The 18,480-nt window shown below is 61.5% G+C and carries 14 protein-coding genes; 3 read left to right on the top strand and 11 right to left on the bottom strand.

Annotated features, from left to right (window positions below; genetic code table 11):
* Nucleotide 1: 1 nt before the first annotated feature.
* The 4 genes from PXH66_RS22140 to PXH66_RS22125 are packed head-to-tail and all read right to left on the bottom strand — an operon-like array spanning nt 2 to nt 4,610.
* Nucleotides 2-1,120 carry a mandelate racemase/muconate lactonizing enzyme family protein gene (locus PXH66_RS22140; protein ID WP_330929448.1) on the bottom strand — a complete coding sequence of 373 codons (1,119 nt, stop codon included), beginning with the start codon at nt 1,118-1,120 and terminating at the stop codon, nt 2-4.
* 7 nt (nt 1,121-1,127) lie between these two features.
* Complete coding sequence (locus PXH66_RS22135) at nt 1,128-2,084, bottom strand: D-2-hydroxyacid dehydrogenase (protein ID WP_330929447.1); 957 nt, start codon at nt 2,082-2,084, stop codon at nt 1,128-1,130.
* Nucleotides 2,081-3,706 carry an FAD-dependent oxidoreductase gene (locus PXH66_RS22130; RefSeq protein WP_330929446.1) on the bottom strand — a complete coding sequence of 542 codons (1,626 nt, stop codon included), beginning with the start codon at nt 3,704-3,706 and terminating at the stop codon, nt 2,081-2,083. Before PXH66_RS22130 ends, PXH66_RS22135 begins: the two co-directional genes overlap by 4 nt.
* Before the next feature lie 43 nt (nt 3,707-3,749).
* Entirely contained in the window at nt 3,750-4,610 is an 861-nt protein-coding gene (locus tag PXH66_RS22125; protein ID WP_330929445.1) for an HpcH/HpaI aldolase family protein, read from the bottom strand.
* 202 nt (nt 4,611-4,812) lie between these two features.
* On the opposite strand from PXH66_RS22125, the gene PXH66_RS22120 reads away from it, so the two are divergent.
* Nucleotides 4,813-7,182 (top strand): TonB-dependent siderophore receptor, encoded by a 2,370-nt coding sequence (locus PXH66_RS22120; RefSeq protein WP_330929444.1) that lies wholly within the window; start codon nt 4,813-4,815, stop codon nt 7,180-7,182.
* A 71-nt stretch (nt 7,183-7,253) separates the two neighbouring features.
* On the opposite strand, the gene PXH66_RS22115 is transcribed toward PXH66_RS22120, so the two are convergent.
* Genes PXH66_RS22115 through PXH66_RS22095 form a run of 5 tightly spaced genes read right to left on the bottom strand, consistent with a single transcriptional unit; the run spans nt 7,254 to nt 12,216 of the window.
* Nucleotides 7,254-8,336: a GntR family transcriptional regulator gene (locus PXH66_RS22115; RefSeq protein WP_330929443.1), complete on the bottom strand. Its 1,083-nt coding sequence runs from the start codon at nt 8,334-8,336 to the stop codon at nt 7,254-7,256.
* 49 nt (nt 8,337-8,385) lie between these two features.
* The gene (locus tag PXH66_RS22110) at nt 8,386-9,219 is read right to left on the bottom strand and encodes a hypothetical protein (protein WP_330929442.1); all 834 of its coding nucleotides are present in this window, start codon (nt 9,217-9,219) and stop codon (nt 8,386-8,388) included.
* A 44-nt stretch (nt 9,220-9,263) separates the two neighbouring features.
* Nucleotides 9,264-10,178 carry a carbohydrate kinase family protein gene (locus PXH66_RS22105; RefSeq protein WP_330929441.1) on the bottom strand — a complete coding sequence of 305 codons (915 nt, stop codon included), beginning with the start codon at nt 10,176-10,178 and terminating at the stop codon, nt 9,264-9,266.
* A 5-nt stretch (nt 10,179-10,183) separates the two neighbouring features.
* Nucleotides 10,184-10,852 (bottom strand): beta/alpha barrel domain-containing protein, encoded by a 669-nt coding sequence (locus tag PXH66_RS22100; protein ID WP_330929440.1) that lies wholly within the window; start codon nt 10,850-10,852, stop codon nt 10,184-10,186.
* Complete coding sequence (locus PXH66_RS22095; RefSeq protein WP_330929439.1) at nt 10,849-12,216, bottom strand: hypothetical protein; 1,368 nt, start codon at nt 12,214-12,216, stop codon at nt 10,849-10,851. Before PXH66_RS22095 ends, PXH66_RS22100 begins: the two co-directional genes overlap by 4 nt.
* Before the next feature lie 161 nt (nt 12,217-12,377).
* Here PXH66_RS22095 and PXH66_RS22090 point away from each other — a divergent pair, with 161 nt between their 5' ends.
* Nucleotides 12,378-13,121, top strand: coding sequence for a helix-turn-helix domain-containing protein (locus PXH66_RS22090; RefSeq protein WP_345784013.1), 744 nt, complete (start codon nt 12,378-12,380; stop codon nt 13,119-13,121).
* Between the two features lie 45 nt (nt 13,122-13,166).
* On the opposite strand, the gene PXH66_RS22085 is transcribed toward PXH66_RS22090, so the two are convergent.
* Entirely contained in the window at nt 13,167-14,555 is a 1,389-nt protein-coding gene (locus tag PXH66_RS22085; protein WP_330929437.1) for a Gfo/Idh/MocA family protein, read from the bottom strand.
* A gap of 84 nt (nt 14,556-14,639) precedes the next feature.
* Nucleotides 14,640-15,731 (bottom strand): hypothetical protein, encoded by a 1,092-nt coding sequence (locus PXH66_RS22080; protein WP_330929436.1) that lies wholly within the window; start codon nt 15,729-15,731, stop codon nt 14,640-14,642.
* Nucleotides 15,732-15,903: 172 nt separating this feature from the next.
* Here PXH66_RS22080 and PXH66_RS22075 point away from each other — a divergent pair, with 172 nt between their 5' ends.
* Nucleotides 15,904-18,378 carry an MASE1 domain-containing protein gene (locus tag PXH66_RS22075; protein WP_330929435.1) on the top strand — a complete coding sequence of 825 codons (2,475 nt, stop codon included), beginning with the start codon at nt 15,904-15,906 and terminating at the stop codon, nt 18,376-18,378.
* Nucleotides 18,379-18,480: the final 102 nt, after the last annotated feature.

The raw sequence follows: 18,480 nt of genomic DNA, 5'->3' as shown, positions 1-18,480 counted from the left end.
ATCAGGGGGTTTTACGGATTTGGGTGGTATGGTGATCGATCCAATTCCAGTCGAGTTCCACGCCCAATCCCGTTCCCGGGGGCAAGCGAACACAACCGTCGGGACCGACGTCGAAAGGATGCTGGATTAAACCGAAGCGAAAGACCGGATGATGCACCTCGAGCATGTTCGTATTCGCACTGGCGCAAGCGACGTGCAGGTTGGCCACATCGAGCAGAGGGGTATTGGCGGTGTGGATCTCCAGATTGTAGCCAAACAACTCGCACGCCGCCATCGCTTTACGGAGCCCGGTGATGCCCCCCTTAATCAACACGTCGCCCCGGGCGATCGTAAGCGCACGCCGCGTCATAAAATTGGGCAAGTCAGACAAGCGCACCGTCTCCCCTCCCACCACCGGCGTGCGCAAGGTCTCCACCAAATGCCGGTAATGATCCAGCTGCGCTTCGGGCAGCGGTTCTTCATACCAATGGAAATCCAGCGCATCGAGCTCACGCCCCACCGCCAAGGCTTCGGTCAGCGAATAACTCGCGTTGGGATCATGCATCAACCGAAACCCGTCCCCCGCGCCCGTCCGCGCCGCCCGCAATCGGGGAATGTCACTCGCGGGACCGGCCCGGAGTTGCACCTTGTAGCCGTGATAACCGGCCTCCCGCGCGGCCGCCGCTTCCCGCGCAATGTCCTCCGCCGATCCTGTCTCGTCCCGCGAAGTAAGATACGCCCGGCGATAGTCAGTGTATTGGCCAAGCAATGACGCAATCGACTGGTTCGCGCGCTTGCCGCGCAAATCCCAGACGGCCACGTCGATCACCCCCACCAGACTATCCGTTTGATTGTAGAGGTGACGCTGCCGCGTCCAAAGCTGCTGCCACAGGGCTTCACTGCACGATGGATCGGCACCGCGCAGCAACGGCCAAAAGGACTCATGCAACACCTCTGTCAACGCCGCGCCATCCCCATGGGGACCGTAGGCCATGCTGTAGCCGTCCAGCCCTTCGTCCGTATGCAGCACGATCAACGGAAAATGCCAATGCGACGGACGCCCGGGCGGCACCACGCCATCACGAAACCGTGGAGCAGCATCGATTTTAAGCAGGCGCGTAGTGAGTCCGGTGATTTTCATGAGTCCATCAATAGCCTCGCGCGAAATCAGCCACCGGCGTGACGTGTTCTCCGGCAATATAGCGATGCAGATTGCGGCGGAATCGTTCGAGCACCTGTTCACCCAATTCAGCGTGATGCCCTGCCACATGCGGGGTGATGATCGCATGGGGCGCACTCCACCACGGACTTTCCGGAGAAAGGGGCTCATCACCAAATGTATCCAACGCCACGCCCCCCACGCGTCCCGCCAATAAAGCCGCGTGCAGTGCCACCTCATCCAACAACCCACCGCGACTCGGGTTGTGCACAAAGGCTCCGGGCTTTAAGCGAGCAATCCGCCGGGCATCCAGCACACCGCGCGTTGCTGGGGTCAGCGGCAACGCCAGCACCACGTGATCGGCTTCCACCAGCAGGGAATCGAGCTCATCCCATGGGTAAAACCTTTCCACGCCGGTCACGGGAACCTCCGGCGGGGTGCGTTTGGTCGCCACAATCCGCATGCCCCAAGGCGCAGCCAGCCGGGCGATTTCCCGCCCCATGGCGCCAAACCCCACCAACCCCAACGTGCGTCCTTCGATGCGTCGGGGCACATCCGGTCGTCGCGTCCATTTCCGCTCCTGCGCGGCGCGGTCGAAAAAGGGTTGGCCTCGCTCCAACATCAATACCGTCATCAGCACGTGCTGCGCGATGATCGAAGCATGAATGCCATGCGCCGTGGTGACCACGACGCTCGAATCTGCCATGACCATATAGTCGTCGATCCCCGAGGAGACAATCTGCAGCCAACGCAGTGAGGAGGCCTCGACCGCCCACGCCGTCGGCACGTTACCGCAAACCACCTCGGGCCATGCCATGTCAACGGCGGTCAAATCCGGGGGACCCGCAAGACGAAAATCCACGCCCGGAAACTCCGCCCGCAGCGCATCCCACGTCCCTTCGGGCAGCTTCCGATAAATCAATGCATTGATCCGCGACGTTTTCATCGGGCATGCGCGTGAGGGTCGCCGTCGTCGAGCACCAGATTCTCCGGCCAGGCCAACTCCACACCCCGAGCGGTCAACGCCTGTTGCAACGCCGTCCGTCGGTCCGTCCGTTGGGCCACGGCTTGGGGAGCGATGCCGTCACGCAGACAGGTGGCCGCCAGCAGTCCGGCCGCTTCCCCGATATTCCACTCCACCGGGTGCAGTCGGTAACAGCCGTTGGTGATGTGAGTGGTGCCGATGTTTTTGCACGCCGGCAGCAGGTTGACCATGCGCACCGGCACCATCGCTCCCAACGGAATGCGAAACGGTAATGATGGCACGTCATGATAATTATCCCCCGCCGTCGTGGGATGAAGGTCGATGCGGTAATAACCGATGCCGACCGAATCGTCATATCGCTCCGCCAGGGTTTCGCCCGGGCGTTGGTCGGCGGACACTTCCGATTCGACAATCGTATGCAGGGCTCGAATACGACGTGATTCCCGAATGTAGGGCGCCATCGCCAGACCGTCGGCGGTCCCGGTCAAATCGGGTCGCAAACGCAGTTCCGGCCAGCCCCGCCCGCCGTCCGGACGGGGGGCCTCCGACTGCAACCAACACATCATCGCGAGACTGAGATCGCGCGCGCCGCGGAGATGCCGCTCTCGCTCCGCCGCGGTCGTGGTCAACAGATCGCCGTCGAGATAGTCGATCATCGGCCAGTTCACCAAACAGACGTCACTCGGAAAAAATCCGGGCCGGAACAAGGAGCGATCGACAATCCGTCGAAACGACCACAGCCCCGAAAACAATCCGGGCTTTTCACCGTGCGGATGAAACCGATAATCCATCTCTGCCATCGTGCGGGGATTGAGCCCCCGCCAACTCAGCATCGGTCCGGGCCAGGGCGGCGTCATGCGAGGCGTATCGACGCGATGCCGTTCGTATCCGTCTGGTGGCGACACCAAATGATCCCGATGCGCGGCCTCGCCCGCGGCATCCATCACAAAACAAACGGAGAACGCTTGAATATTGTGCGGGTTCGCCACCTCGGCCGCTCCGGGCTCGCCCGTAACCGCGCGCGCTTCACTGCCGGTCACATGCTCGACCTCCGCCAGGGGCAGCAGATCACCGTTTTCGGTCGCATCGAGAAACATGTCAGCCGTAAGGCATCGGGTCGTTCCGGTGGCATCGTTCACCACCGTGACCGTTGCCACCCGGTCCGATCCCTCCAGGGAAACCGCCACCGGTCGATGTTGCCGCAATACCACCAAGCGACCGCTACTCACATGGGGCGCCAGCATTGCTTCGAGCACGGCCAGTGCAACCCGGGGCTCATGACACAGGGGCGAGACCCAGCCGTTGCCGGGGTTCAGATACGGCTGGGCCGCGGCCGCGGCGGTCAAAGGATAGTGTGCCCGATAGTAGGACCGCACCGCCTCGCGAAACCGGCGATAGGTAGCCGTGCATCCGAAACGCTCGATCCAGCCATGCTCATCCGGGGGGACCGCTTGCGAGGTGAGTTGGCCCCCAATCCAAACGTATTCTTCGGTCATGATCACGTCGTGGCCCAGGTCGGCCAGGGTCAGAGCAGCGGCGCAGCCACCCACCCCGCCACCGACCACCACCACGTCGGCACGCATTGATTTACTTGGAGCAGTCATGTCAAAAGACGCTTGCCGCGACTCATGAGTCCACTTTTGGAGCGGAACCGGCCGAGGAGGATTTTGCTTCATCAGACGCTCCAGTAATTGTCTGCGCCAATTGCCGCAGGCCGAGCGTCATCACCTTCACGTCCCCGCCCGGGCTGATGAATCGGGCCCCCCACGCCTTGGCCTGTAAATAGAGTTCGCGGGTCGGAGCCACCGTGCCCCACCATTTGCCCGCCGCCGCCGCCGCATCGGCCACGCGTTTCATGGCCGATCCGACTTCCGCATCCCCCAGTTGACCCGGTTTACCAATTCGGTGCGCATAGTCGCCCGGTCCAAAAAAGAGCGCATCAATTCCGGCCACGTGCGCGATGCTTTCGCAGTTTTCCAGCGCGGACGGGGTTTCGATCTGGGCCAACAACACCGTCTCGCGGTTCTGATGTGCGATATAATCAAGCGCCGGAAACGCGCCATAGCGCGCATCAATACCCCCGCCGTTCCAACCGCGCAGGCCGATGGTTTCGCCTCCCTGAGGCGAGGGATTATTGAATTTGGTCCAACCGACGATGGCGCGGGCCTGCTCCGCGGTCTCCACCATCGGACACATGATGCCGGCGACACCGGTTTCCAAAATTCGCGCGGCCGTTTGGTAATCGCCAATGTAGATACGCGCAAATGTCGCTACCGGCCAGGCTTGAGCAACGAGGTTGAGTGTCGACAGCTCGGCCGTGGGAATATCGAAGTGCTCGAGATCAAACCAAAGGGCATCAAAGCATCCGCTTTGCCCCACGAAATCCACGTGGCGAGGCGAGGCGAAATTACCCATCACATAAACGTGAACGACTTCGCCAGCGCGTATTTTTTCTAGGGCGATATTGGAACGATGCTGGATACTCATAGAAATGGAAAAGGGGAGGGACGAACGAGAGCAACCAGTGCGTCTTGATCCGCCGAACTCTACGAGCATCCAGCCCTGGTTCCCTTTGGGGACCGGGAAAAGACCGTTCTCTTAACGCCCATTTGGCTCATCTCCTGATGGCGACGGGTTGACCTTCGGGTTGCCCAGTCTCTCTGCCCTTCCACAAATCCAAACCCCACCCATGTCCCCTAATCGACTCACCTCCTGGGTATCCGCAGCAACCTTGCTCGCCAGCCCGCTTTTAGCTCAAACGGCACCAACGCAAACGACCGCTACCCGTGCGGGAGACGATGAAGTGATCGTCCTCTCTCCCTTCCAAATCGATTCCGACCGCGATCGCGGTTACGCCTCCACCACCTCACTCGGGGCATCTCGCATCGCATTGGATGTGGCCGATATTTCTGCCTCCGTTGTCTCCCTCAATGAACAGGTCTTCGCCGATCGCGGCGCGATCTCGACGATGGAAGTATTGAACTTGGTTTCGGGAGTGCAACGCACCTCCGACCTTCTCCCCGGCCAAGAGCAATTCACCCTCCGGGGCTATGCCGTGGGTGGTTTGAGTTTGCGCGATGGCTTGCCGGACCCGATGTCGGCCGCCGACAATCCTTTCGACGAAAGCTCCGCCTACGAACGCGTTGAAATCATCAAGGGACCGGCCGGCACGTTGTATGGCTCAACCAGCATGGGCGGCATCGTGAACAAAATTAGCAAATGGCCGAAGTTTCAGCCTGAGACCAAAATTGAGCTGCAAGCCCAAAGCTACGACGAGTTTCTCCGCGCCATGGTCGACTCCACGGGTCCGCTCTCCGAAGACACCGCCTACCGAGTCGTGCTCTCCGCCCGCAAGGGAGATCGCTACTACGACGAGGGCGACGCTCCCAATGATGTGTTCAACACCACCGCCTCCCTCACCCACCTGATCGGAAAGAACGACAGCGGGAAAATTTGGGGGCGGCTTCAATACCTCGACTTCGCCCTCGATCGCGAAAACGGGTGGCAGTTCATCACGGGGTATCTGACGCCGGGTGAAACAGCCGCTCCCACCGTCCGCGACTCCAAATTTCCTCTGGCCTTCGATGCCAACACCGTGCCCGAAGACGACGTCTCCGAAGCGGAGATCTACGCCCTTGAAGCGGGTTACGAACAAGCATTTTCCGGTCCACTGAACGGAGACTGGACGCTGCGCCTTATTGGCCGTTTCTCCAAGGGCGAAGGTGACAAGTCTCCGTCCTATTCCCAAGGCCGTCCGGTGCCGGTAGATTCCTCGGGCAATATTGTGACCTACGTCAACGCCAGCGGCGCAACGACCAACGGCGACAACCGTTACGTCTCCGCCGACGATCCACGGGTAGCCGACTGGCGGGCCTCCGTTACGTTGCGCGATTTCCGCGGTTACAACCAATCCGCCGGTGGTTTTCTCGATTTGGTCGGCAATTTTGAGACCGGTCCCTTGTCTCACAAGTTGGTGATGAGTGGTGAACTCACCCGTAGTGAACGCGAACGCGCCTTCTTCTTCTGGGCCGCGTCCAATCCGGCCAACACCACCGCCGTAGCCAATTCCTTCTCGGCCGTTGCCCCTAATTTCAACGGGGTAAATGCCGCTTCGATTCAGGCCTCGTCCACCACGAACTTCAACGCCTTCCAGGGTCATGTTGACGGCGATTCATTTGCCTTCGCCTTCCAGGACAACATCAGCATGTGGGAGGACAAACTGATCTTCGCACTCGGCGCGCGCTACGACAGTCTCGATGCCACCAATCAGTCGTTTGACCAAAACGATAGCATTGCCGCCGGTCGCTTCGTGGTCGATCCGAGCAGGACGGTCAATTCAAGCAACAGTGACTCCACCTACAAGTTTGGCGTGGTCGGCAAACCCTCGCAAAACGTCAGTGTCTTCGGACAAGTGAGCCAAACATTTTCGCCCATCACCAGCTTGGACGAGAACGGGGATAAGAACCCGAACCAAGAAGGAGAAATGAAGGAAGTGGGCGTAAAGGTGAACATGCTCGGCGGTCGCATGGTCGGCACCATTTCCTACTTCGATATGGAGCTCACCAACGTGCTGTTGACCGTGGTCAATCCGATCGAGCTGGGTGGCGGGGTCGTATTGCGGCCCGTCGGGCTGCAGGCCACCGACGGCATCGAATTCGATCTCACCGCCGAAGTCACCTCCGGGCTCAACGTCGGAGCGTCCTACAGCAACATCACCTCCACTGATGCGAATGGCCGCTTCTTCCGCGGCGTGCCCATGGATGCCAACTACGCCTTGTTTGGTCGCTATGCCTTTCAGACGGATTCCCTTTCCGGCCTCGTGGTCGGCGGGTCCTGGAAACACAACGGCACTGCACCCGGTGATTCGGGCAACAGCTACTTCCTCCCGGACAACGATCAAGTTGACGCTTTCTTGGCCTACAATCGGGACCAATGGGGCGTGCAGCTGAACATCACCAACGTGTTCAATGATGATTCCACGCTCTCCGCCGTGACCGATCGTCTCGCCATGCGGGCCATGCCCCGCGCCGCTCGGCTTACGTTTCGATATCAGTTCTAGATTCACTCGGCAGCGGGTTCACACCAAATGGCTCCCACCTTGGTGGGGGCTTTTTTTGGGGCCCGAATTTCTCAACCCACCAACCGCTTGAAGGACGCACCCTTTATCATTTCAGGCATCAACGTCGCCGCCCGAATGTCCAGCCCTTGCTCACTGCCGATTCGCAGCAGCACGCGACCAATCATGCGAGCCATGTGGGCCGGCGGACACCCATATCGCGTCGGCTCAGGATGCACAAAAGCGAGATAAGGATCATCGTCCCGACTGATGAGTGATACCTCACCCGGAATCGATCTGCCCTGCGCCGCGAGTCCGGTATGAATCGCCAGATAGTGCGCAGAGTTCGCCACTAAAATCGCGGTGGGCGGTGTCACCGCTCGCAGCATGCGCTGAACCAACCGATTTACTCCCCCGGGTGAACAATCATGGCGGAATACCTTCACGGAGGCGTCCGGGTGACGCTGCGTATCAATCGCACGCTCAAATCCTGTAATGCTCTCCCGGTCGCCGGCACGTTCAGGCTGGCCCACCACGATCGCCAGCTGTCGGTGGCCTCCCCGCAACATGGTGCCAGCCGCGTGACGACACACCGCTTGATAATCCAAATCCACACTCGGTAGCTTCACCCTTCCATGTATTGAACCGGCCACTACAGCGGGAAGTCCTCGTCGCTCGAACCACCGCTGCATGACTTCGGTCGAATGCGACAGGACCCACACCTTTTGAGGCGATTGCTGGCAAATTCTCTCCAGTGCCCGTGACGGTGATTTCGAGTAATACTTGTGCCCGGAAAACACCCGCAACCGCAGGTCGTGTGCCGCGAGAAAAATCCGCAGATCATTGATCCACAAATTCGTAAACGTGCGCATCACTTCGACCGACTCGGGCAACAGCAACCCCACACTCCCTCCCGCGGCAACTTCCCCGGCCGCCCCCCCCGACGCGACGATCCGGTGACCCTTGCCGCTCTCCGCCACTATCATCCCGTCGTGCTCCAGCAGCGCCAACGCCTTGCGCACCGTTTTGCGACTCACGGTCAATTCGGTGACGAGGGTGCGCTCGCCCGGCAACCAATCGACCCAACGACCCGCCTCAATATGGGCGGTGATCACTTGAGCGACCTGCACGGAAAGCGAAACGTAGGCGGTGGTCATGGCGGAAAGCTCACGCCATTCAGCAGGGCTGCAATCGCGGCGTCCACGTTCAAGTCCGGCTCGTTTCCGCTATCAATCGCGTCCATCGGCGACGCAGCACCTCGGCACAGCGCACCGCCTGGTCCCAACTCTTCGGAAATACACTCAAGTTGTAACCATGAACACCCACGGGGCCGATTTCCGGACACACCCACAGCTCGTCGCCCGGACGCGGGCCCGCCAACCACCGCGCTAAAAGTGTGTCCGCAAACTGCAACCATTGGCGAAACTCCACCGTGACTTGCCCCTGTAAATCCATCACGGGAACCTGCGCATGTTGCCCGTTGAAAGGTCGCAAATGCATCAATCGCGCCGTCTCGATCAACTCCGAGCGCTGCAACAACACCTCGGTATAAAGATGAGGTTTCAAATGCTTGACCACCGCGAAGTGCGAGTGGTCCCACGTTACCGGCAAGAACTCACCCGTCGCACGTTCATAGGCATCGGCCAACTGATAGGTTTTCTCCGGCGTTTCCGTGGCCGTGTCGCGATGCACTTCGATGGCGGTATAGATCCCACAGCGTCGACTCTCCTGTCGCACCGCCAAAGCCAATGCCAACGTCTCCGCAGCCGGGGTGAAATCATCCCCCAATTGGACATTCACCACCTCCGCGCCGGCTTCGCATTGTTCGGCCATCCGCCCGGGAATTTCCTGCAGATCGCTACTTGAAAAGAAGCCGAGATAGCGGAGGCGATGTTGACGAAGGAGCGCTGCGAGTTCCGGTGTCGGCGGCGCAGTGACCGCGTCAAATCCCGCGTCCTTCACCGCCTTTACTTTCTGTGCCAGCGACCATTTCATTCCCGTAGCCGGATGTCCCTCCAGCGTCCACAGATTCGCGGTCATCACTATGTCCGGCTGGATTAGATTTTGCCTCATCGCGGTTGGATTCACCTGGCCCTTAACGTCGGCGGTCGCACGCCCAACACCCCTTGTGGTGACTTCACGACGGTAGCGGCCGCACGGTTGGCGTAGCGCAGCGCCGTCGCAAAATCCCCGCTCGCCTGCCACGCCGCCATCCAGGCCCCATTGAAACTGTCTCCCGCCCCGACCGTATTGACCGCGACCACTCGAGGAGGAGCAAACTCCATGGCAACCGATTCGCCCTCCGGCCACCAGCTCACGCCGTCCGCGCCGCGTTTGACCACAATGTGTCCGGCAAACCGTTTCCGCAATCGCCGCACGGCCGTCGCGAGATCGCCGCCCCGTGTCAAACGGCCCAATTCATGTTCATTGGCCAGCAGCACATCCAACACGGCCCAGACTGAGGTCATCGCCACCAAACTCGGCACGCGTCCCAGCATCGGTCCGATATCGATCGCCGTGCGGGCACCTTCGCGGTGCGCCGACGCGAGTTGTTGGGCCAACTTGTCCGGAGCGGGATGCGGCCAACCACAGGCCAATAGATGCGAACACGCGGTCAGACGCCCCGGGAGTTCGACGGGTTCGCCCGGGTAAAAAAAGGTCGCGCGTCCGAGTCGTTGATTCGCCGCCGTGACGTTCACGGCTGTCGCGCTCACTCGTCCTTTCGTTACCACCCGACAGCCGGCCGCAGTCAACCACCCGCGTGCGAGTTGTCCCATCGCATCACGTGCGATCCGGGTGTGCAGAATCACCTTCGCGCCGCAGCGTCCCGCCACGTAAGCCGCGTTGCCCCCATTGCCGCCCAATGTCGTAATTGGCGCATCCGGCAACAGGGTGAGATTCGATGAGGTGAACTCCGTGTGCTCCGGCCAGAGGGGGATACGCGACACGCGCGGCAAGATCACATCGACGACCGTGCCTCCAATAATGTGAAGCGCCATCGGGATTACACGTCGTCAACGGTTAACGCATGCAGCTTCGCCCAAGCATCGTCAAAATTGGACACCGTTTCACGCACTAAGTTACTATCCAGAAACGACTCCACCGCGGTGTCCCACATAAAACCCGCACGCACGCCCGCCATTGCCAGTGCCGCCATTTCACCCGGCGAACCCAAACTCGGGATCAGCGTAGTCGTCGCACCTTGGCAATCGAGGGCTTTTTGCATTTCAGTCAAGAGCGCCAGCTTGGTGGGACCTCCTTGCTTTTCCAACGCTGAACCCGCCGGAGTCACCCACGGCACGTCGAGCTCCGCGGCCAGTAGTAGGGGCACCACTCCTGTCACTGCGGTGGCCAATCGCAAGGCGATGCGCTCCTGTCGCAACCACCCCAGCACCGCCAGACCTGGCGGCGTCACCGCTACCTTGATACCCAGATTCCTCATCCCACCATCCAACATCGCGGTGGCCTCACGCTTCATCTGATCGACCGGACCATCTTCCAATTGATAGAAAACCGGCGCCTCCGTTGCAGCGCACAAGTCGGCGAGGGTTTGCGCCGCCGGACAACCCGCGGCCGCCAAGGTCGCCGGATTTGTGAGCACCCCGGTGAACAATCCGGTGTCAGACCACCGAGCCACCCGGTCGGGCTCGGTGCTCGCCAACCAGAGCTTCACGAGACACCTCCCCACTCATTGGCCTGGCCTAATTCCGGGTCCAAGGGGGCGAGATGCTGGGCGTAAAACTCCGGCCACCAGTCCCGCCCGGGCAGCTTCAAATCGGCCTCCTTCATCTCATCATACGCGGGGCGAATGCGGGCGTAGACATCGAGCATGGCTTCCCGGGTTTGGAAATGCGGCTCCAACCAGCGTCGACCAATCGCCGCGTGCAGCACTTCGTCGGCCCAATCGAAATCCTGAAACACCGTCGCCCGCTCATCGCCACTCGCGCGGGCGAGCCCGACTTCCGCCTGCTTGCCGGTTTTGGTCATGAGACCTTGCTCGATGCCCCACAGAAACGCGTAACGCTCCGGCGCCGGCAGAGCCTGGTTCGGGTAGGCCGCAAACCCGATGTGAGTCGGGAGTTTCGTAAAATCCACCCCCTGCGAAACAAACGCCACTTCGCCCAGCATGCAGTGACGGGTTTCATCCCACAGGTGCCGCGCCAGGTCATGGTAAAACGCCCACGGTTGATCGGTCCAGTCGGCCATGACGGTCGCAATCAGCTCGGACACATGCATCTCATTGAGCCGCACGTTCATCATCCACCACAAGCGCTCATGGATCGGGCGCGTCGCATCCGGCACTTGCCCGCGTGACTCCCACACCCGCGTAAACCGCCGGTCCCGGGCCGGCACGTGGGAGGTTTCCACCGGCCCCGTCACCCGCGAGGGCGGTAGCGCCGCGGCATCCGTCCGCGTATCCCCTCCATTGATACCACCCGCCGCCGCCAGATAAGCGCGCAAATGATCCGACCACGCCGCCAGCGCGGCGGCGTCAACCTGCTCTCCGTTGTCGCGGTGTTGGGCGGCAATCGCGGCAGTCCCCCACTCGATTTGCTCTTCCTCTTCGGTCAACGCCATGCGCAGCAGTCGTCGCGTCGGGTGATCCGCGATGGGATGCGACTCGCGCAGATGGTCGCGCCAGGCCGTCGCCATCGCGGGCTTCAGCACACCATAGACACCGACTAAAAATTCCGCCGTGGTCTCCGCCCGTCGTAACTCCGCGACAAATGCCTCCAGCGCTGGATCAGGCACTTTGTCGAGGTGATGCGGTGGCGTGCGCATCTCCGGGATCCGCTTGCGAAACCACGTGTTGTGCTCGGCGTCCTGCCACAGGTGAAGCGAGAGCGCGCCTTTAACCTCCCACTCCGGCAGGCGATTAAAGTCAGCGGCGATCATCCGCACGACCTGGGTCTCGAGATAGACGTAGCGCCGCAGTCGCTCCACCGTCGTATCCACCGGCATCCCGGGCGACGCCGCAGCTTCGTGAGTGCACAGCCCCGCCAAGGGAGGGCCGCTGGGCAGGGGGTGAGTGCTCATGCCCCAAGCTATCACGGCGGCGGCGGCAAATCTTGCCGCGCCGTGACATTTTATTATGGTATATTGATATGATTGAACACAAGCGATGGAGGCGGCTGGTTCCAGCCGACACGGCACACCATCTCGCCATCATCCGGTTTCTTCCTGGTCGTCCAGCCCGAATGCACACGCATGACTTCCCCGAGATCTTCTGGTTGGAGCGGGGACGAGGCCGCCATCACATCAACGGACAGCGTCGGTCCTTGGATACCGGTGATTTGATCTTTGTGCGCCCCGCCGATCGGCACGTATTGGAAACGGTGGACGCCGAAGGCTTCATCCTGATCAACGTCGCCTACGCGCCCGACATTCGAAAGGAATTGATCAAGCGGCACCCCGAGGAGATCAAACCGTTACTCGATCCGGGCGGCCTGCTTCCGCATCGCGCCAAACTTTCGGCGGCCACCTTGGGAGCGTGGCGACGACGCCTCGACCCCTTGGGTGCCAATGCTCGCTCCCGAGTGACGGCTGAAGCGTTTTTACTGAACTTGATCGCACAAGTCAGCGACCGAGATTCCCCCGCGCGCCCTCCCCTGCCCGCCTGGTTGCAATCGGCTTGTGACGACGTGCAGCAACCGGCGGTTTTCGCGCTGGGTGCGCCGGGGTTGGTGCGGGCCGCGGGTCGCAGTGCGGAACACGTGGCGCGAACAATGCGGACGGCGCTGAATCTCACGCCATCGGAATTCGTCAACGGCGTGCGCATGGCCCACGCCGCCCGGGAACTGCGGGTGACCGAAAGGCCCATCGCCGACATTGCCCTCGATTGCGGTCTCAGCAACTTGTCCCACTTCTACGCGCTGTTTAAGCAGGCCCACGGCATGACGCCACGAAATTACCGGCTCGCTCATCATCGCACCGTGCTTTGATGAGCGTGTCTAGAGAGACGAGCACCTTCGCTCCGATTTCACTACTCATGCCGGTAGTTTCGCCAACATCCTGGCCAAGTCGCCCGAGGGCTGCCACGCATCGTCGCGTCGCTCCGGCCGGGCGAGGGCCGTGGCCCGGGGCGAATCGGTTGCGGTCATGGTCGCAGCGTCCCATCGGATCGTTTCGCCCGTGCGCTCCGCCAGCGCGCCGAGCAGCACCTGCTCAGTCAGCGCCGCGCCGTAGGCGAAGTCGGCCCCGCCGCTCTGCCCGGCGCGAATGCCGGCCAACCAATCGCCGAAATGCCCGCCTTTGATGCGAGGCAACCACTTGCCCGGCCGGTTCGCCAACACATCCTGCATGCGTGATGCGGGAAATATTTTGGGACTGCGACTGACCCGCATGTCGGGGATGAAAATCGTGCCCTCCGGTCCGGCGAATGCCATGCCGTTGGTCACCCCCGCGACCATCTCATCCGGCAAGTGGGGAATGCCGCGCGGATGATTCTGCTCATCGTCTTTCCAGCCATTGCGCCAATGCACGTTCAACGCGGGGTGCCGACCGCGCGCCGGAAAGCGAAAGTTGAGATTCGCCCAGCGCGGGATGGTGTATTCGGAAATCCCCGACACTTCAGGCGTCACTGATTCCGGATTGCCGGTATCGAGCACAAATCGCACGGCATCGAACATGTGCATGCCGATGTCGCAGATGGCACCGCTGCCAAAGCCCCACCAATTCCGCCAGCGTTGCGGCGCGTAGAGGGAACTGTAGGGTCGATCGGGGCGGTCGCCCAACCACAACCGCCAGTCCAGGGTGTCGCGGCGGGGTTCCGCCGCCGCGAGGGTTTCCGACCAAATCGAAATGTTGCGCTGCGTGCGGTCGGTCCAGAGCCACACATCGGTGACCGGCCCCACCACGCCCGACTCGATCCACTCGCGCAACAGCCGGGTCCCTTCCATGCTATGCCCCTGCATGCCGAGCTGCGTCGAGACCCCGGTGTGAGCCGCGGCGGCCGCGATGCGCCGGCACTCCCACGCCGTCGTCGCCATGGGTTTTTCCAGATACACATTGAGGCCCGCCTCCATCGCCATCATGGCCAGCGGATAATGGTTGTGATCGGGCGTGGTGATGATGACCCCGTCCAGCTCGGGCGCATGACGATCGAGAAACTCCCGGGCGTCGCGGTAACGCGGCACCGACGGATGCTTGGCATAGTTCGAAGCGGCGTTCTCTTCATCGACATCGCAAAACGCGACGTAGTGTTGATCGACCTGCCCCTCGATCGCACTGCGTGCCCACCCCCCGCAGCCGATGAAGCCCAACCGCAGTTGGTCCGAAGGAGCAGCCCGCAACCCCCGCGGCAAAAACACCGCACCGGCTGTCCCGAGGGCCAGCGTTTTTAGAACATCGCGACGACTGACCGGGGTAGCACACATGGTCCTGAAACCATGAACGGTTTCGCTTCCATCCTCAACCACGTAACCCGGCTAAATGGTTCTAATTGTCACGCGGATGACGCGCTAGCCGGTCTCGTCGTCTTCGTCGTCACGCTGCCCCGCGCCGATCAACCACGGGATGAGTTGATGAAGCCGGAGATTGAAAAACAAATACACCGCCGCGACGCCGACCACACAGGCATGGCCCAGGCCGACATACCGGCGGATGATGATGTGAATCGGCCAATCCCAGCCGTAATGGAGCTTGTTCATGTCGCCGCCTTCATCGTCGTCCCCGTGCATCATCGAGCCCCAGGGAATCTGTTCGTGACCGTTTTGGATCTGAATCCACGTCGTGTAGATATCCAGAAACCCGGCCGCACCGAAAAACAGAAAGAGGTAGCGGCAGGTGCCCCAGCGAAACTTTTCCGGCAGGTTCAAAAAGAACGCGGCCATCATCAACGCGCTGAGATAAAACTCCCCGCCCACGCCGCCGAAATCAATCCACTGCTCGACTTGCCAGTCCGGCACCCGCCAGGTCATCCACCACTGCACCCCCGCGATCACGGGCGCCATCAACAGCGGGGCCAGGCGGCGCTCACGCCACCCGGCGACAAAAAACACCCCGAGCAAAAACAGGATGCCCCAATACACAAAATCCTCCCGCGCGGGCGAAATGTTGGTCCACCCGATGGGCAACGGCAGCGCTTTGAATCCCGCCATCCAAGCCACCGTCGCGTGGCCAAACTCGTGAATCCAAATCTTGAAGGCCTGCAGAAAAAACGCGACCGGCGTGTGGTTGATCCCCCACGCGAGTGCGATCACGACCGGCAGCGCCAGCGCATTGACCCACGGACTCGTCATGGAACGGGGATCCCACCGTGAAGCACCGGTGATCTCTCCCGCGAGATACGCCGCCGCCAGTTCACTTTCCTCCCGGTCGGCACGGCGGACCCGCGCGGCCGCCGCCTCCTGTTTCGCCCGCAACTGATCACGAGCCGCCATGACCGGGCGGAGCGCATCGTAGGCCGCCCGCGTCCGCGCTTTTAACTCCGGGTCGTCGGCCCGGGTCAACGCCACGGACTGACGCATCCACGCCCGTTCGAGGTCGGTGGCGTTGGCATCCGGAGGCAGTTGCAGCAGATGGCAGTAGGTTCGGAATTGGTTTTCGTCCATCGGAGGTGAAGCGGGCGCTGCGCCACGCCAACGATCCGCCGGTCGATTGGCGAACCGAAGAAATACGTAAGGTCTGCCGGAACTGAGCCGATAATCGAAGGCATGTGCTCACGGGCGACCGCCCGAGCTTCTCCCTCCACCACTTCACATTTCCACGCGCATTCTCCGCTCTGTGCCTGATCTTGATCAGCCCTTGGGGACTTCACCGGTCTCCCGCAACTGGCCTCGTTCGCTCCCTCTGCAACTCTGCTGCGCGGGGTTGGGCTACTTCCTGTGCGCCAGCGTCTCGGGATACTTTGCGACGTGGGCCGGGCTGTGGTCGTTTTTTTGGCTCCCCGCCGGATGGTATCTGGGCTTGCTGATCATCACGCCCAAACGGCATTGGTTGCACGTGGTGGTGGCCACCGGTCTCGCGGACGCGGTCTTCAACGTCATGGGCAACCCGTGGCCTCTCTCCTACTTGTTGATCGGGCATTTGGGCAATTCGGCCTCCGCGGTCCTCGGGGCTTATCTCATCGAGCGTTTCGTGGCTCGACCGCCAACGTTTGCCAAAATCCGCGAACTGGGCTGGACCATCATCCTGGGTGGCGCGCTTGCGCTGCTCATTTCGGCTTCGATCGGTGCGGCGCTCATGGTCCTGGCCAATCCGAGCCAAAGCTACGGGGTGCGTTGGCTGCAGTGGTATGCGATGGATCTGCTGGGGGTGATCCTGCTCACGCCGCTCATGTTGGTTTGGACGAGATCGAGCCCCACGTGGTCGCGGGATTTTGGCCCGCGCTTTTGGGTCGAGGGACTCGCGCTCATGGCGGGCATGCTGATCACCCTGAGCGCATCGTTCCTCTATTCCTGGCCCAAGCAGGCGGAGTCGATCTACCTGGCCATGCCATTCGTGATCTGGAGTGGGATCCGTTTCGGCCGCCATGGCGCGACGTTGGTCATTCTGGTCGCCGCGACGATCACCCACGTGTATGCCACCCATGGCTACGGTGCGATCGGCAGCAGCACGTTGAGCGACTTTGAAAAAAGCGCCGAGATGCTGGTCAGCATTGGTGTCTTCACGTTCGTCGGACTGCTCCCCGCCATCGTCTACGCGGCGCAACGCCAAAGCGAGGCGCGCACGCGCGAGAGCGAAGAGCGTTACGCGCTCGCCGCCCAAGGCTCCTCCGCCGGGATCTTCGATTGGGACATCACTTCCGGGGCCGTTTACACGTCCGAACGCTGTCGGCAGTTGCTGGACTACGGGCCGGAACACGCCGATGCATTTCCGCGGGACTACGGGGGCTTCAAGAGCCTGATCCATTCCGACGATCTGGGCACCATGCTCACGGCCATGGAAGACCACTTTGCCGATCCCACGGCCCCGTTTTCCGTCGACTTGCGGATGATACCACGGGCGGGCGAAGCGCGCTGGTTTACGATGCGGGCGGCCGCACTGTGCCATCCAGGTGAACGCCCTCACCGTCTCGCCGGCTCCATCGTCGACGTCACCGACCGCAAGAACCTGGAGGCGCAGCTGCAACAGGCCGGCAAGATGGAACTGATCGGGCAACTTGCCGGCGGCGTCGCCCACGACTTCAACAACATCCTCGCGGCGATGATGCTGAACCTCGAAATGCTCGAGATCGATCTGCCGCCCGAGGACGAAAATGACGCCACCTTGACGGATCTGCGCGCCTTGACCAAACGCGCCGCCAAGTTGACCGAACAGCTGCTGATGTTCGCCCGTCGGCGCCACATCGAACCCAAGGTTTTCGAGCTCAATGCCTCGTTGCAGGAATGCGCCCGCATGCTGCAACGGCTGATCCCGGAGAATATTGATTTTGCCGTTTTCTTCCACCCCACCGAGCTACGGGTCTCGGCCGAAGCGTCCCTGATCGATCAGGTCGTCATCAACATCTGTATCAATGCCTGCGATGCGATGCCCGCGGGGGGACGTCTGCGCCTGTCCACCAGCCTCGTGAACTACCATACCGCGATCGGAAACCAGGCCCCGGAATCCCGCGACGGCGATTTCTGCTGCATCCGCATAGCGGACAACGGTCACGGTATGCCGCCCGAAACCATCGATCGCATCTTTGAACCGTTTTTTACCACCAAGGAACCGGGCCACGGCACCGGACTCGGATTGGCTTCATCGCACGGCATCATCGTGCAACACGGCGGCTGGATCGAACTCGATAGCACCGTGGGAAAAGGCACCGAGTTTCGCGTCTACCTGCCGCAATGTGATCTCCCTCCGGCCGAAACCGCGCTCGCCAACCCCGAGCCGATCCGAACCGGAACCGAACGCGTGCTGCTCGTCGAAGACGACGATTCCGTGCGTCGAGCCTCCGCCTCCATCGTTCGCAGCCTCGGCTATGTCGTGATTGAAGCCCCCAACGCCGATCAAGCCCTTCAACTCTGGAACGTGCAATCCGGCCGGTTCGACCTCCTGCTCACCGACATGGTCATGCCCGGCCGTTACAGTGGGCTGGAACTCGGGCGCCGCCTACGCGAACGCCAACCCCAGCTCAAAGTCCTGCTTTCCAGCGGTTACAGCTCCGAAATCATGAACGCCGAGGCTCTGGAAGAAAAAGACTTCGCCTTCATCGCCAAGCCCTTTGATCGCAGAACGTTGGCCAACTCCATGCGCGCTCTGCTCGACTGATTGGACTCGGCCACCCCGTTGTGGTCAACAGTTGATCACAACAAACCTAGCCGAGCCGTGAGCACGCCCTAGGCTCGCCAGCCCTTGCCCCCTCCCGGGCCG

It is taken from the genome of Synoicihabitans lomoniglobus, assembly GCF_029023725.1.
Taxonomy (GTDB): domain Bacteria; phylum Verrucomicrobiota; class Verrucomicrobiia; order Opitutales; family Opitutaceae; genus Actomonas; species Actomonas lomonigloba.
This window is presented reverse-complemented; position numbering and strand designations above follow the sequence as displayed.